Source organism: Micromonospora sp. NPDC004704, from assembly GCF_053601675.1.
Genome location: NZ_JBSGCD010000002.1, coordinates 290,500 through 304,310 on the forward strand (window position 1 = coordinate 290,500; position 13,811 = coordinate 304,310).

Below are 13,811 nucleotides of genomic sequence, written 5' to 3' on the forward strand. Positions count from 1 at the left end.
GGCCTCGACTTTGGTCGCTGTCGGTGGGCGGTGACAGTTCGTAACATAGGGGCGTGACCGGTATCGCGGCTTCGGAGAACGCCTGGCTGCTGCCGTCCGCCCTGACCGCGGCGCCGGACCGGGCCGGGCGCCAGCCCAGGCGCACCACCCGTGACTGGATCGTCGACTCGCTCTGCTTCCTGATCGCGGCCGGTTTCGCGATCATGGTCTCCTGGGACCTGCACCAACGGGACCAGCCCGGCCCGCTGGGCGGCACCATCCCGGAGTGGGTGCTCACCCTGGACGGCTGGCTCAGCGTCGCCCTCTGCGGCGTGCTCTGGGTACGCCGCCGCTGGCCGGTCCAGTTGGCCCTGGCCGGCCTGCCGCTGAGCCTGATCTCGCCCCCGTCCGGGATGCTCATCCTGATCGTGCTCTTCACGGTGGTGGTGCACCGGCCGCTCAAGATCGCCGCACCGGTCACCGGCCTGCACCTGCTCGCCGCGCTCATCTTCTGCTGGCTGCGCCCCGACCCCACCGTCGACGTCCGGTTCGCGATCGCCCTGACGCTCGCGATCATGGTCTCGGTGACGCTCTGGGCCATGGTCGTCCGGGCCCGCCGGCAGCTCGTCGTCTCGCTGCGGGACCGGGCACACCGGGCCGAGGCAGAACAGCAGTTGCGGGTCGCCCAGGCCCGGCACCTGGAACGGACCCGGATCGCCCGGGAGATGCACGACGTACTCGCGCACCGGATCTCGCTGCTCAGCCTGCACGCCGGGGCACTGGAGTTCCGCCCCGACGCGGCACCGGACGAGGTGGCCCGCGCCGCCGGGGTGATCCGGGACAACGCCCACCTGGCCCTCCAGGACCTGCGTGAGGTGATCGGGGTGCTCCGCGAGGAGAGCACCGGTGAGGGGCCCGAGCGCCCCCAGCCGACCCTGGCGGACCTGGCCGTCCTGGCCGAGGAGTCCAGGCGGGCGGGGATGCGGGTGAGCGTCCGGGAGCGGATCGAGCGGCCGGAGGCGGTGCCGGCGGGGATCGGGCGCAACGCGTACCGGATCGTGCAGGAGGGGCTGACCAACGCCCGTAAGCACGCGCTCGGGTCGGCGGTGACGGTCACCGTGGTCGGCGGTCCCGGCACCGGGCTCAGCGTCGAGGTCAGCAACAGGTGGCCGGTCGGGCAGGTGCCCGCCCAGCGGATCCCCGGCACCGGGACCGGCCTGGTCGGGCTCGCCGAGCGGACCAGCCTGGCCGGCGGCCGGCTGGAGCACGGCCGGACCGAGGCCGGCGACTTCCGCTTGGCGGCCTGGCTACCGTGGTCGGCGTGAGCGACAGTTCAACCGGGGTCGGCGTGGGTGACGGATCGACGGCGGCCGGCGGATCGGCCCCGGTGGGCGATTCGACGGCGGGCGGGGGCGGGCCGATCCGGGTCCTGCTGGTGGACGACGACGCGCTGGTCCGGGCCGGGCTGTCGATGATCCTCGGCGGGGCCGAGGACCTCCGGGTGGTCGGTGAGGTGGCCGACGGGAGTGAGGTCGCCGCCGCGGTGGCCGCGTACGCGCCGGACGTGGTGCTGATGGACATCCGGATGCCCCGGGTCGACGGGCTGGCCGCCACCGAGGCACTCCGGCAGGCGCCCGATCCACCCGAGGTGCTGGTGCTGACCACCTTCGACGCCGACGAGCACGTGCTCCGGGCCCTGCGCGCGGGTGCCAGCGGCTTCCTGCTCAAGGACACCCCGCCGGCCGAGATAGTCAGGGCGGTCCGGCGGGTGGCGGCCGGCGAGGCCACCCTGTCGCCGGCCGTCACCCGCCGGTTGATCGCGTACGCGACCGGGCCCGTACCCGATGTCCCGTCCGGCACGGGTGGGCGGACCGGTGCGGACTCCCGGCGGGAACGGGCGCTGCGGCAGCTCGCCGGGCTCAGCGACCGGGAACGCGAGGTGGCGCTGGCGCTCGGGCGGGGGTGCTCGAACGCCGAGATCTCCGCCGCGCTCTACATGAGCGTGGCCACCGTCAAGGCGTACGTCTCCCGGCTGCTGGCGAAGCTCGAACTCAACAATCGGGTACAGGTGGCCCTGCTGGTGCACGACGCGGAACTGGTCTGACCCGCGCCCCGTCGTCGGGTCGCGTCCGGGGCAGTGGCACCGCCGCCACGGTCGCCAACTCGCCCGCCAGCCGGTCCACGGTCAGCCAGACCGCCGGGTCGGACCAGTAACCGGAGTGGCGGCCGGCGACCGGCTCCGGCTGACCGTAGATGTGCCAGCTCGTCGGCGGATCGGGCAGCTCCACGTCCACCCGCTCGTCGGGACCGCCCCGATCGGGGAGTACGGGCCCGCCGATGTAGTCGGTGAGGTAGTAGAAGTTCCGCCACTCGTGCACCGCCGCTCCCGCCGTACCCTCGGCGGGGGAGAGCTGACGCAGCACGGTCTCGCCGAAGTACGCCGGAAACGCCCACCCGTACAGGGTGCGCAGCGGTGACCCGAAGGTCACCAGCCCCACCACGTCGTCGTCCGGCCGGCTGTGCGGCTGCAACAGGGCGGCGGCGGCGATCACGGTGCCCTGGCTGTGCGCGGTGACCACCACCCGCCCGCCCCGGTCGTGGATCCGCCACAGCCGCCGCTGCACCTCCGGCACCGCCCGTTCCGCGTACGACGGCGGGGCCAGCGGGTGGTACGCGCGCGGCCAGAACGTCATCACGTCCCAGAGGACGCCGATCCGACGTCGACTCTCCAGATTGCGCCAGCCCCGGCGCAGCAGCACGATCAGCGCCAGCGGGATGCCGGACCCCACGTAACTGCCCAGGGTGTAGGCCCACTGGGTGCCCCAGGGCAGCTTGCCGTAGGCGACGTACCGCACCTGGATCGCGATCACCACCGCGGTCACCGCCACCGCCATCACGGTCATCAGCTTGTCCAGGTCGTGTGCCATTCCGGCGAACCGCCGAGCCCGCGCCAGCCGTGCTCCCCAGGCCCACCCGGCCGTCCCGGACGCGGCGACGTCCGATGTGGACACACCGCCCCCGGCGGCGTCGTACTGCCACCGACGCTCGTCCGTGGGCTCGGCCACGTTGCCCCGGTACCACTCGCAGATCCGGGTCACCGCCGCCCGGTCCGCCCCCGCCCGCCAGTAGACGACCAGCTCGTACAGGACGAAGAGCAGGATCAGCGCCAGCGGCGCCAGCGTCAGGTAGTTGACCATCTTCCCGACGATCGGATAGATGTACACCTCCGCCCCCGTGGTGGGCGCGGACGGCAGCTTGCTCCGGGACGACACCTCCGCCACCAGGTCGGCGAACCGGGACATCGCCCCGAGCAGTACGACATTGAGCGCGAAGACGCCGAGCACCTGCGCCACGAACGGACCGAAGATGACAAACGTCCCCCGGCGCCAGCCCCCGCACAGGGCCGCCACCAGCACCAACAGCAGGCTGACGCCGACCGCGCCGAGCGTCAGGTTGGACACCAACGGGATGCCCGGCAGGTAGCCGAAGGGTTGGGCGTACCCGGGTTGGATCGCGGCGAACCAGCCGGCGCCGACCAGCGTGACCGCGCCCACCGCGAGCACGGCGCGGGCACTGCCGGGCGGACACGCGTCGAGCGCGGTGAGGACCAGTACGGCGAGCAGCAGCCCGCCGCCGGCCAGCAGCACACCGGTGTGCAGCCAACCGCCGGTCACCGGTGCCCCGGCCACCGACGAGGTGGCGTGCACGGTGTGGGCGAGGCTCATTCCGACGAACCCGAGTCCCGCGCCGAGATGCAGGTGCCCCAGGTCGTGGGTACTGCGCCCGCCGGCCCAGAAGGTCGGCTCGGACAGGCCCACACCGGGTTGCGCGGCACTGCGCGTCGACTCCTTCGCGACCACCCGCAGCGGTGGGTTGACCGCCTCGTAACGGCCGATCGACCGCAGGGTCAGCACCGCGAGCAGAGCGACCAGGGCGAGCGGTGCCAGCGCGCCGAGCAGCAGTCGCCGGCCCGGAAAGTCGGCGAACAGGGGGTCGCGCAGCGGACGCAGCAGCCAACTCTGCTCGGCGCACCGGGCCCGGCCCGCGCACTGGTACGCCAGCAGTTCGAGTGCGGTGATCACGGCGATGAGCAGCAGGTTGAGGGTGAGGAACAGGGCCGCCCAGCGGGTCGCCGTACGGTGCAGCCGGAACCGCCACCCGGAGGCGTGCGTACGCGGGGTGCACATCCACCCGGCGACGTTGCCCAGTGCGAAGGGGAACAGCAGCAGCCACAGCACCCGGGAGCCGGCCCGTGAGGTCATCCCACCCCACGAGTACGCCTCCACGTGGCGCCCGGCAACGTCGGCGGTCCGGTAGAAGCCGGCGATCCGGTCCCCGGAGACCTGTAGCGGGGCGTCGTCGCCGAGCAGGTCCTGCGGGGTGGTTCCGCCGACACCGTGCAGCCGTATCTCGGTGACCCCTTCGAGGTCCGGAATCGGGGGTACGAGGCCGGTGGGACGCTGGACCGGATCGGTGTCGAATCGCACGAGCGGCATGGGGAAACGCCTCCGATGATCGGCTCCGGCGCCTCGTTTGCCCAGCTCAGAGGCGATGTTCGAGGTGACCGGTGCTCCTCCACCGTGCTCCCGTGGCCGAGTTGGCGCAGTCGGATATCAGACTCAAATGGGCAGATAGTGGTAACTATCTGGTTTGCGCTGTCGCTGAGCCGACGCAACCGCCGTGATAGCTCGCCCGTGTAACGGGTACGGCCGGGAACCGGCCCTTGACGAGGAGGAACGATGTACCGAGCACGGGGGATCGGCGGACGGTGGCGGGCCGCGATGGTGACGGTCGCGCTGGGCGGCGGACTGCTGCTGGCGGCGGCCGGCTGTGGAAGCGCCTCCGAACCGGCGACCGGGGGCACCGGCGGCGGGACCGTACCGACCGCGACCACTGCCCCGCCCACGACCTCGCCCGAGACGGCAGCGCCCACCGGGACGCCGACGAAGCCCGTGACCCGTACGCCGAGCCGCCCGGCGACGCCTGCCACGAAGCCGCCGGCCGGCTACGACCCGGCGCGGGACTTCACCGACCTGGTGCCCCAGACCCCCGGCCTCACCCTCGACCGCCCGGTCAACGGCGTACGCCACGGCGAACTGGTGGTCACCATCCGGAACAACGGACCGTTCCCGGTCGCCCGGCTGATCTTCACCGTCGAACTACCCGCGAGCATGTCCGCCGACGGTGGCGACTGGGCCGGCTGCGACCAGCTCCGGTCACGGCAGGACGGCTTCCCGGCCGGGGCGAAGTGCGACAAGGGCTCCCTGGGCGCAGGTGAGTCCCGGGTCTACCGCCTCGGGGTCAAGTCACCGTCCTCCGAGGACAACAACGACAGCACCATCTCCCGCTGGCTCGTCGACGCCTGGTCCGCCGGTCCCCAGGGCGAGATGTACCGCGACACCACACCCGAAGACAACCGCCGCATCTTCCGCATCACCCGCTCCTGACCCCTCTCGGTCCCCCGTTGATCTAGGGCAAATGGTGGCGTTCAAAGATCGACTAACGAGGATTTACCCTAGATCGACGGAAGACGGGCGCACGATCCACGGGGGAGTGGGAATGGGACGGCAGGACATCGATGTGACGGTTCGGTCGGGGGCCGGGGTGGAGACGGTGTACGAGCTGCTGCGGGCCGGCGCCACCTGGCCGACCTGGTCGGGGCTGGACTCGTTCGAGCTGGAACGGGCGGTACCGCCGGTGGACGGGGCCGGGGCCGGGGCCGGGGACGGCGGGCCGGGCGCACACGAGGAGGTGGGCGCGATCCGGGTGTTCCGTACCGGGCCGATGACCAGCCGGGAGGAGATCGTGGAACTGGTGCCGGGCCGTCGGCTCAGTTACGTACTCCTGTCCGGGCTGCCGCTGCGGGACTACCGGGCCGACGTCGACCTGACGCCGACCTTGGAGGGCACCACGATCCGGTGGCACTCGACCTTCGAGGCGAAGGTGCCCGGCACCGGCTGGTTCTACCGCCTGTTCCTCGGACGGTTCATCCGGCAGACCGCCGAGGGGCTGGCCGCGTACGCCGGAAAACAGTCCACAACGGACTGATCGCGCGCCGACGGCGGGACCCCGGTCAGGGCATCCGCTCGTACGCCGGCACGGTGAGGAAGTCGACGAACTCGTCCGCGACGGCCACCTCGAGGAAGAGGTCACGGGCGGCGGCGTACCGACCGGGGTCGCCGCCCAGCGCCGCGATTTCCTCGTCGGCGATCCGTTCGACCAGTTCACGGGTGACCAACTGGCCGGGTCCGGCCCCACCGCTGCCGGCGTCGAGCGTCACCCCGGTGTGCAGCCACTGCCACACCTGGGAACGGGAGATCTCGGCGGTCGCCGCGTCCTCCATCAGGTTGTTGATGGCCACCGCGCCGGTGCCGGCCAACCAACTGGCGAGGTACTGGATGCCGACGCTGATGTTGCTGCGCAGCCCCGCCTCCGTACGCGACCCGGGCGTGTGCCGTACGTCCAGCAGTTGCGCGGCGGTGACGGTGACGTCGGCGCGGACCCGGTCGAGCTGGTGCGGCCGGTCGCCGAGGTGGGCGTCGAAGATCTCCCGGCAGAGCGGCACCAGGTCCGGGTGGGCCACCCAGGAGCCGTCGAAGCCGTCGCCCGCCTCGCGCGTCTTGTCCTCGCGGACCTTGGCCAGCGCGGTCTCGTTGACCTGCGGGTCGCGCCGGCTCGGGATGAACGCGGCCATGCCGCCGATCGCGTGCGCGCCGCGCTTGTGACAGGTCCGGACGAGCAGTTCGGTGTACGCCCGGATGAACGGGGCGGTCATCGTCACCGTGTTCCGGTCCGGGAGCAGGAAGTCCGCGCCCCTGCTGCGGAACTTCTTGACCACGCTGAACATGTAGTCCCAGCGGCCGGCGTTCAGCCCGGCGGAGTGCTCGCGCAGCTCGTGGAGGATCTCCTCCATCTCGAACGCGGCCGGGAAGGTCTCGATCAGCACCGTTGCCCGGATAGTGCCGCGCGGGATGCCGAGCCGTTCCTGCGCGAGCACGAAGACGTCGTTCCAGAGCCGCGCCTCGAGGTGACTCTCCAGTTTGGGCAGGTAGAAGTAGGGGCCGGCGCCTCGGTCGAGTTGCCGGCGGGCGCAGTGGAAGAAGTAGAGGCCGAAGTCGACCAGCGCCCCGGCCAGCCGCTCGCCGTCGACCAGGAGGTGCTTCTCGGTCAGGTGCCAGCCACGCGGGCGTACGACGATGGTGGCCAGGTCGCCGTCGTGCAGGGTGTAGCGCTTGCCGGTCGGTCCGGTGAAGTCGAGCGTACGGTCGATCGCGTCCCGCAGGTTGAGTTGCCCGCCGATCACGTTTTCCCAGGCCGGGGTGTTTGCGTCCTCCAGGTCGGCGAGCCACACCTTCGCACCGGAGTTGAGCGCGTTGATGGTCATCTTCGCGTCAGTGGGTCCGGTGATCTCGACCCGGCGATCGACCAGCCCGGGTGCGGGTTCGGCGACCCGCCAGTCGCCCTCGCGGATGTGCGCGGTGTCGGGGAGGAAGTCGAACAACCCGCCCTCGGCCAGCACCGCCTCCCGCGCGGCCCGGCGGGCCATCAGGTCCCGGCGCCGGGGCTCGAAGACGCGGTGCAGTTCGGCCAGGAACCCGAGCGCCTCGGCGCTGAGAATCTCGTCGTACCGCTCGTGCAACGGCCCGTCAACCTCAACACCGTTGGTCAGACCCATTGACACTCCCCCCACTACCCCAACCCACCAACACCCGCCCGCCGACTCTAGACGAGCCACCCCCACCCCGCGCACCGCGCCGATCTTGCACTTGTGGTGGTACATGAATCGGGATCAGTGCCCTGATTCGGGGCACCACAACTGCAAGATCGACGACGGAAGGGGGCGGGGACGGGGGTTAGGTCAGGGGGGTGGCGGTTACCGGGCCGGTTTCGGGTAGATCGGCGACCGTGATGGCGGCCACGGCTTGGTCGCCGAGGAGGCGGCCGTCGACCAGGACCAGCCGTACGCAGTTCGGGTCGCCGGTACGTTCCGGCAGCGAGTCGGCCAGGTCCCGGACCTTCGTGCCGCTCGCCTCGTCCAGGGTGAACCCGTCCTTGTCCCAGTCGCCCTCGACGGCGAAGAACGCCTTGCTGTCGTTCTCGAAATCCCCGTTGAGGACCACGGTCCGGTTCGCTCCGCCGAGTTCGCTCGAGGTCTCGTTCAGCCCCCACACCTGGTACGTCGCCGAGCCGGAGTCCGGTGCGCCGGCCACCCCGACGCCGGTGCAACCGGTCAGCCCGACCATTGCCCCGAGTAGCAGGAGCGGGAGTGCCCGCCGCAGGTGTCCGTACGCCATCCCGACCGCCCTGTCGTGGACCGTGATGGCGATCCGGGCGCCACCGACTGGGCGTCAGCCTATCGATCGCCGTCCCCACGTTCCAGGGGAGCGAGGTCGTGGAGGGGGCTGGAGAGGCCCCGTTATGGCTGGGCCATCGACCGTGCTGGACGTCCTCAGGCGACGGCGGGCGGTCCCGGCGGCTCGGGGGCCGGGCCGGGGCCGCCGGGTCCCGGGCTGGGTGCGAGGGCAGGGCTGCGCCAGTCGGGACCCAGGGTGAGCGGCAGGGCCAGGGCGGCGAGGATCCCGCCGATCAGCGGCGCCACGATGAAGACCCAGAGCTGGGACAGGGCCGCGCCGCCCTCGAACAGGGCCGGGCCGAACGACCGGGCCGGGTTCACCGACGTCCCGTCCAGTGCGACGCCGACCAGGTGGCAGGCGGCGATGGCGAGCCCGATGGCGACGGCGGCGATCGCGCGCTGCTCGTACCTGCTGGTCACCGTGAGGATGACCAGGACCAGCAGGAAGGTGAGCACGATTTCCAGCAGGAACGTGCCGCCGAGGTTGATGTTGGCGCCGTAGCCGTTGGTGCCGAGAGCGCCGCTCTGGTCGACCACGTCGCCGCCCTTGACCAGGATCCAGAGCAGGAGTGCGCCGATCACCGAGCCGACCAGTTGGGAGATCCAGTAGCCGATCGCCCCGGCCAGCGAGATCCGGCCGGTGAGCAGGGCACCGAGCGTCACGGCCGGGTTGACGTGGCAGCCGGAGAGTGGCAGGAGCATGTAGGTCAGGACGAGCAGGATGAAGCCGAAGGTCAGGGCCACCACGACCACGCCGCCCTCGACACGGGCGGCGATGACGCTGCCGACGCCGAAGAAGACCAGCAGCAAGGTGCCGAGGAACTCCGCGCCGTAGCGTTTGGTGTTGTCCATGTCGTCAGGATAGGAACCTTTCAGCCATTCCGACGACATTTCCGCCTGATTATGGGTCCATGTCGGGCCTGTCGTGATCCCTGACCGCCGCCTCGAACTGGCCGGCGCCGGGCCGCGATGTGAGCCGACCGACGCCGGCAACCGGTACGGATCCCACCGGCCCGGTGGTTGTACCGGCCGTGGATGGCCGTGATGTCGACGTCGTGGTGATCGGAGCCGGTCAGGCCGGACTCTCCGCCGGCTACTTCCTGCACCGGGCCGGGTTCGCGCCCGAGTCCGGATACGTGCTGCTGGACGGCGACGACGGGCCGGGCGGCGCGTGGCGGCACCGGTGGCGGACGCTGCGGTTCGACGGCGTACACGGGATCAACGACCTGCCCGGACTGCCGCTGGGGACGCCCGACCCGACCCGGGTGGCGGCCGACGTGGTGGCCGAGTACTTCGAGCGGTACGAGCGGGAGTTCGGCCTCCCGGTGCACCGGCCGGTACGGGTCGACGCCGTACGGGACCGCCCCGACGGGCGCCTCGACGTGGTCGCCGCCCCCGCCGAAGGGGCACGGGGCGAAAAGACCTGGACCGCCCGCGCGTTGATCAACGCGACCGGCACCTGGACCCGGCCGTTCTGGCCGCACTACCCGGGGCAGGAACTGTTCCGGGGGCGGCAGTTGCACACCGCCGACTACCGGGGTCCGGCCGAGTTCGCCGGCAAGCACGTGCTCGTGGTCGGTGGCGGGACCTCGGCGGTGCAACTGCTCGGCGAGATCTCCGAGGTCGCCCGTACCACCTGGGTGACCCGCCGGCCGCCGGTCTTCCGGGAGGGTGAGTTCACCCGGGAGGAACACGGCCGGGCCGCGGTGGCCCTGGTGGAGGAGGCGGTACGCGCCGGTCGCCCGCCGGGCAGCGTGGTCGGTGTGACCGGGCTCGTCGACACACCCCGGGTACGCGAACTGCGGGAACGCGGCGTACTGCGCCGGTTGCCGATGTTCGACCGGATCACTGCGGACGGGGCCGTCTGGGCCGACGGTCGTACGGTCGACGCCGACGTGATCCTCTGGTGCACCGGGTTCCGGGCCGCCCTGGACCACCTCGCCCCGCTGCGGCTGCGGGCACCGGGTGGTGGGATCACCATGGACGGGACCCGCGTGGTCGCGGATCCCCGGATCCAGTTGGTTGGTTACGGTCCGTCGGCGAGCACTATCGGCGCGAACCGGGCCGGTCGTGCGGCCGTACGCGAGGTCCGGCGTTTTCTGCACCCGGCGGTCATCGGCTGACAGTTCCGCCGATTGACCTCCCACCCCCTCGGAGCAGCACCGACATCAACAATCGGTCCACATAGGACGAGAGAGGTCGGGTGATTTGCGAACCCTGCTCGTATTTAGTGATGTCTGTCGTTGATTGTACAGGTGTACGACCTGGTCACTGGCGGTAGTCGGGCCTAGCCTTAAGGAGGTAAATGGCATTGATCAGGTGGGAATCTCGGTTTTTCCCATAGATCAATGGATCTGTTCCATTTCCTCCCATCCCCCGCAGGCTGCCGTCCAGCCTGCTCCAGCAAGGAGCATCACCATGTCCGAATCCGCCACCAGCAAGGGCAAGTCGACCGAGCAGCCGTCCGCCAGTGCCGCCGAAGCGGCCGGAGTGGGCGTCGAGTTTGTACCGGCGACCACCGCCGGGCTGCCGCCCACCGCCCAGACCTTCTTCGCCGTGATCAACGGCGGCACCGGTGCCGTCGTACGCGGCTTCGGCGTGGTCTCGGCCGCCCGTCTCGCCGTCGGCCAGTACCAGGTCGTGTTCAGCCACGACGTCACCGGCTCGGCCTACGTCGGCACGATCGGACTCACCGGCAGCGTCGGCACCTCACCCTCGGGCGAGATCGCCGTTGTCGGTCGGTCGGGCGTCGCCAACGGCGTCTTCGTCCAGACCTGGACCTCCGCCGGTGTCCCGGCCGACCGGGCGTTCCACCTCGCTGTGCTCTCCTGACACCCCCGGCAGTGGTCCCCGGGACATGCCACGTCCCGGGGACCACTGGCGTCCGGGACGGGCAAGAGGTGTGGAGCAGGCAACGGGTGGGTACATGAGCGCGCGGCGCCGCCCGACTCGGTCGGGCGTCGCCGCGCTCTGGCCGTCTCCCACCACCGCAGCCCTTCGGCGGTACGCCAGCGGGGACCTGGCTCGACCGGTCCGGAAAAGGTTCTCCGTAGCGCCGGTCAGATATTGACGTTCCCACCCACGCGATCGGCAAACCTCCATCCCGGTACCGATTGCCGCGCGTCATCCGGTGCCCATCGGGGTAAGGAGGCGGACATGGAGCATTTCACTATCGCGACCGTCGCCGAGAAGAGCCCGGACTTCCGTCAGGTGCTCTGGACCGGCGAGCACACCCAACTCGTCATCATGACCATTCCGGCCGGTGGTGAGATCGGCGAGGAGGTCCACGAGGACACCGACCAGATCCTCACCTTCGTCAGCGGCACCGGCGAGGCCCGGGTGGCCGGCAGGACCAAGAAGGTGGCCCAGGGCGACCTGGTGGTGGTGCCGGCCGGGACGAAGCACAACTTCGTCAACACCGGTCCCAATCCACTGGTGCTCTACACCGTCTACGGCCCGCCGGAGCACGCCGACAAGGCGGTGCACCGGACCAAGGAGGAGGCCGACGCGGCCGAGGAAGCCGGCAAGGACGAACCGCCGACCTCCTGAAGTCGATGATCGTCGCGCGGTGAGTGGCGGGGATCGGGGTATCCGGGGGCGGTGTCCGAGTCACCGCACACCGACGCCCCGATCTCCGACTACGGCTTCCTCTCCGACTGCCGGTCGGCCGCCCTGGTCGGTCGCGGCGGCTCGGTCGACTGGTGGTGCCCGGCCCGGTTCGACAGCCCCTCCGTCTTCGGCCGGCTGCTCGACCCGGATGCCGGGTACTGGCTGCTGGCGCCGGTCGATCGGGACCGGCCCGGATACCGGACCGAGCGGGAGTACCTGCCCGGCACGCTGGTACTGCGTACGGTGCACCACACCGACAGCGGGAGCGTGGCGGTCACCGACGCGCTCGCCCTCGAACCGGGGGCGCGCGGGCACGACCTGGGGCACCGCTCGCCGGCGGTGTTGCTCCGGGTCGTCGAAGGGCTCACCGGCAGCGTACGGATGCGTACCGAGTTTGTACCCCGCCCCGAGTACGGGCTGCTGGCGCCGTACGTGCACCACCAGGGGGACAGGGTGGTGGCGGCGGCAGGGCCGGCGACCCTGACCATGAGCGCCCCGGTGCCGGTGCACTGCGAGCGGGGCCACGCCACCGCCGAGTTCGAGGTCGACGCGGGTCAGGTGATCCCGTTCGACCTGGCCTACACGCAGGCGTACGCCCCGGTGCCGCCGGGCGACCCGGCCCAGCGGGCCACCATCGACGACACCGCGCGGTCGTGGCGCTCACTCGACGCGGAGCACCACTACGACGGCCGGTACGCAGACCAGGTCAGGCGCAGCGCACTGGTGTTGCAGGGACTGACGTACGTGCCGAGCGGGACCCTGGTGGCCGCCGCCACGACCTCGCTACCCGAAGACCCCGGCGGCAGCCGGAACTACGACTACCGGTACGCCTGGCTGCGCGACTTCGCGTTCACCATGCACGCGCTCTGGATCGCCGCCTGCCCGGACGAGACGTCCCGCCTGTTCGCCTGGGCGGCCCGTTCCGCCGGCCGGATCGGCCCCGGACCCGTGCAGATCATGTACGGGGTGGAAGGCGAGCGGGACCTCACCGAACACTCCCTGGCCCACCTGCGCGGGTACGCGAGCAGCCGTCCGGTCCGGGTCGGCAACGACGCCTGGGGGCAGCGCCAGCTCGACGTACCGGGTGAGATCTTCGCCGCCACCAAGCGGCTCAGTGACCAGCTCGGCGAGTTCGACGGGGAGCTGCGGGCGATGCTGATCAGCCTCGCCGAGGAGGTGGTCGGCACGTGGCGGGCACCGGACTGCGGCATGTGGGAGGAGCGGGGCGCCGAACGGCAGTACCTGTCGTCGAAGGTGATGGCCTGGGTGGCGCTGGACCGGGCGGTGCAACTCGCACCCAAGCTCGGTACGGACGCCCGATCGCGGGTCGAGCGCTGGGCCAAGGTCCGGGACGAGATCCGGGAGATGGTCCTCGCCGACGGCTGGAACGAACGCCTCGGCGCGTACGTCGGGGTGATCGGCACCGACGAACTGGACGCCTCCGCACTGATCATGCCGCTGGCGAGGTTCCTGCCGGCGACCGATCCCCGGATGCGGTCGACGATCGAGGCGATCGAGAGCCGGCTGGGCACCGACGGGCTGATCCGGCGCTGGTCGGGCGACCCGGCCGCGTTTGTCCTCTGCACGTTCTGGCTGGTCGAGTGCCTGGTCCTGGCCGGGGAGCGGGAACGGGCCGAGGCCCTTTTCGAACGTACCCTGGCCCGGGGCAACGACCTGGGACTCTTCGCCGAGCAGATCGACCCCGCCAGCGGCCAACACCTGGGCAACACCCCGCAGGCCCTCTCCCACGTAGGCCTCATCAACGCCGCCTGGCAACTCACCGAAGAACAACCCGCCTTCCGGGGGTAGCGCCTCTTGTAGAGAAAGAGTGGCTACCCCCGAAGGAATAGCCACTCTTTCTCTACCTGAG

The 13,811-nt window shown here is 71.1% G+C and carries 12 protein-coding genes; 8 read left to right on the forward strand and 4 right to left on the reverse strand.

The annotated features are described in order from the left end of the window. Positions 1 to 53 precede the first annotated feature (53 nt). Both ACWEFB_RS03590 and ACWEFB_RS03595 read left to right on the forward strand, forming a co-directional pair. Complete coding sequence (locus ACWEFB_RS03590; protein ID WP_452281863.1) at positions 54 to 1,304, forward strand: sensor histidine kinase; 1,251 nt, start codon at positions 54 to 56, stop codon at positions 1,302 to 1,304. Then, entirely contained in the window at positions 1,283 to 2,083 is an 801-nt protein-coding gene (locus ACWEFB_RS03595) for a response regulator (RefSeq protein WP_452282110.1), read from the forward strand. The genes ACWEFB_RS03590 and ACWEFB_RS03595 overlap by 22 nt, the downstream gene beginning before the upstream one ends. Here ACWEFB_RS03595 and ACWEFB_RS03600 read toward each other — a convergent pair. Further along, positions 2,031 to 4,475: a hypothetical protein gene (locus tag ACWEFB_RS03600; RefSeq protein ID WP_452281865.1), complete on the reverse strand. Its 2,445-nt coding sequence runs from the start codon at positions 4,473 to 4,475 to the stop codon at positions 2,031 to 2,033. The two genes, ACWEFB_RS03595 and ACWEFB_RS03600, sit on opposite strands and share 53 nt — an antisense overlap. Positions 4,476 to 4,718: 243 nt before the next feature. On the opposite strand from ACWEFB_RS03600, the gene ACWEFB_RS03605 reads away from it, so the two are divergent. Both ACWEFB_RS03605 and ACWEFB_RS03610 read left to right on the forward strand, forming a co-directional pair. Next, positions 4,719 to 5,426 (forward strand): hypothetical protein, encoded by a 708-nt coding sequence (locus ACWEFB_RS03605; RefSeq protein ID WP_452281867.1) that lies wholly within the window; start codon positions 4,719 to 4,721, stop codon positions 5,424 to 5,426. Positions 5,427 to 5,538: 112 nt separating this feature from the next. Then, positions 5,539 to 6,027 (forward strand): SRPBCC family protein, encoded by a 489-nt coding sequence (locus tag ACWEFB_RS03610; RefSeq protein ID WP_452281869.1) that lies wholly within the window; start codon positions 5,539 to 5,541, stop codon positions 6,025 to 6,027. Between the two features lie 25 nt (positions 6,028 to 6,052). Here ACWEFB_RS03610 and aceB read toward each other — a convergent pair whose 3' ends face one another. From aceB to ACWEFB_RS03625, 3 genes are all read right to left on the reverse strand, one after another. Then, the gene (gene aceB, locus ACWEFB_RS03615; RefSeq protein ID WP_452281871.1) at positions 6,053 to 7,654 is read right to left on the reverse strand and encodes a malate synthase A; all 1,602 of its coding nucleotides are present in this window, start codon (positions 7,652 to 7,654) and stop codon (positions 6,053 to 6,055) included. Between the two features lie 178 nt (positions 7,655 to 7,832). Beyond that, entirely contained in the window at positions 7,833 to 8,273 is a 441-nt protein-coding gene (locus tag ACWEFB_RS03620) for a hypothetical protein (RefSeq protein WP_452281873.1), read from the reverse strand. 155 nt (positions 8,274 to 8,428) lie between these two features. Beyond that, a complete protein-coding gene (locus ACWEFB_RS03625; protein WP_452281875.1) occupies positions 8,429 to 9,184 on the reverse strand; it encodes an MIP/aquaporin family protein in 756 nt (251 codons plus the stop codon). A 179-nt stretch (positions 9,185 to 9,363) separates the two neighbouring features. Between ACWEFB_RS03625 and ACWEFB_RS03630 the strand changes: the two genes are divergently transcribed. The 4 genes from ACWEFB_RS03630 to ACWEFB_RS03645 all read left to right on the forward strand — a co-directional run bounded on the left by ACWEFB_RS03630 (position 9,364) and on the right by ACWEFB_RS03645 (position 13,750). Then, positions 9,364 to 10,455 carry an NAD(P)-binding domain-containing protein gene (locus ACWEFB_RS03630; protein ID WP_452281877.1) on the forward strand — a complete coding sequence of 364 codons (1,092 nt, stop codon included), beginning with the start codon at positions 9,364 to 9,366 and terminating at the stop codon, positions 10,453 to 10,455. Positions 10,456 to 10,750: 295 nt separating this feature from the next. Further along, positions 10,751 to 11,164, forward strand: coding sequence for a hypothetical protein (locus ACWEFB_RS03635; protein ID WP_452281879.1), 414 nt, complete (start codon positions 10,751 to 10,753; stop codon positions 11,162 to 11,164). A 324-nt stretch (positions 11,165 to 11,488) separates the two neighbouring features. After that, positions 11,489 to 11,881 (forward strand): cupin domain-containing protein, encoded by a 393-nt coding sequence (locus tag ACWEFB_RS03640; protein ID WP_452281881.1) that lies wholly within the window; start codon positions 11,489 to 11,491, stop codon positions 11,879 to 11,881. A 51-nt stretch (positions 11,882 to 11,932) separates the two neighbouring features. Next, entirely contained in the window at positions 11,933 to 13,750 is a 1,818-nt protein-coding gene (locus tag ACWEFB_RS03645) for a glycoside hydrolase family 15 protein (protein ID WP_452281883.1), read from the forward strand. Positions 13,751 to 13,811 lie beyond the last annotated feature (61 nt).

Bases quoted from the DNA above. Each gene is read 5' to 3' on its own strand.
- ACWEFB_RS03625 (WP_452281875.1), bottom strand. From the start codon at position 9,184: ATGGACAACACCAAACGCTACGGCGCGGAGTTCCTCGGCACCTTGCTG.
- ACWEFB_RS03610 (WP_452281869.1), top strand. From the start codon at position 5,539: ATGGGACGGCAGGACATCGATGTGACGGTTCGGTCGGGGGCCGGGGTG.
- ACWEFB_RS03600 (WP_452281865.1), bottom strand. From the start codon at position 4,475: ATGCCGCTCGTGCGATTCGACACCGATCCGGTCCAGCGTCCCACCGGC.
- ACWEFB_RS03635 (WP_452281879.1), top strand. From the start codon at position 10,751: ATGTCCGAATCCGCCACCAGCAAGGGCAAGTCGACCGAGCAGCCGTCC.
- ACWEFB_RS03640 (WP_452281881.1), top strand. From the start codon at position 11,489: ATGGAGCATTTCACTATCGCGACCGTCGCCGAGAAGAGCCCGGACTTC.
- ACWEFB_RS03605 (WP_452281867.1), top strand. From the start codon at position 4,719: ATGTACCGAGCACGGGGGATCGGCGGACGGTGGCGGGCCGCGATGGTG.
- ACWEFB_RS03620 (WP_452281873.1), bottom strand. From the start codon at position 8,273: ATGGCGTACGGACACCTGCGGCGGGCACTCCCGCTCCTGCTACTCGGG.
- aceB (WP_452281871.1), bottom strand. From the start codon at position 7,654: ATGGGTCTGACCAACGGTGTTGAGGTTGACGGGCCGTTGCACGAGCGG.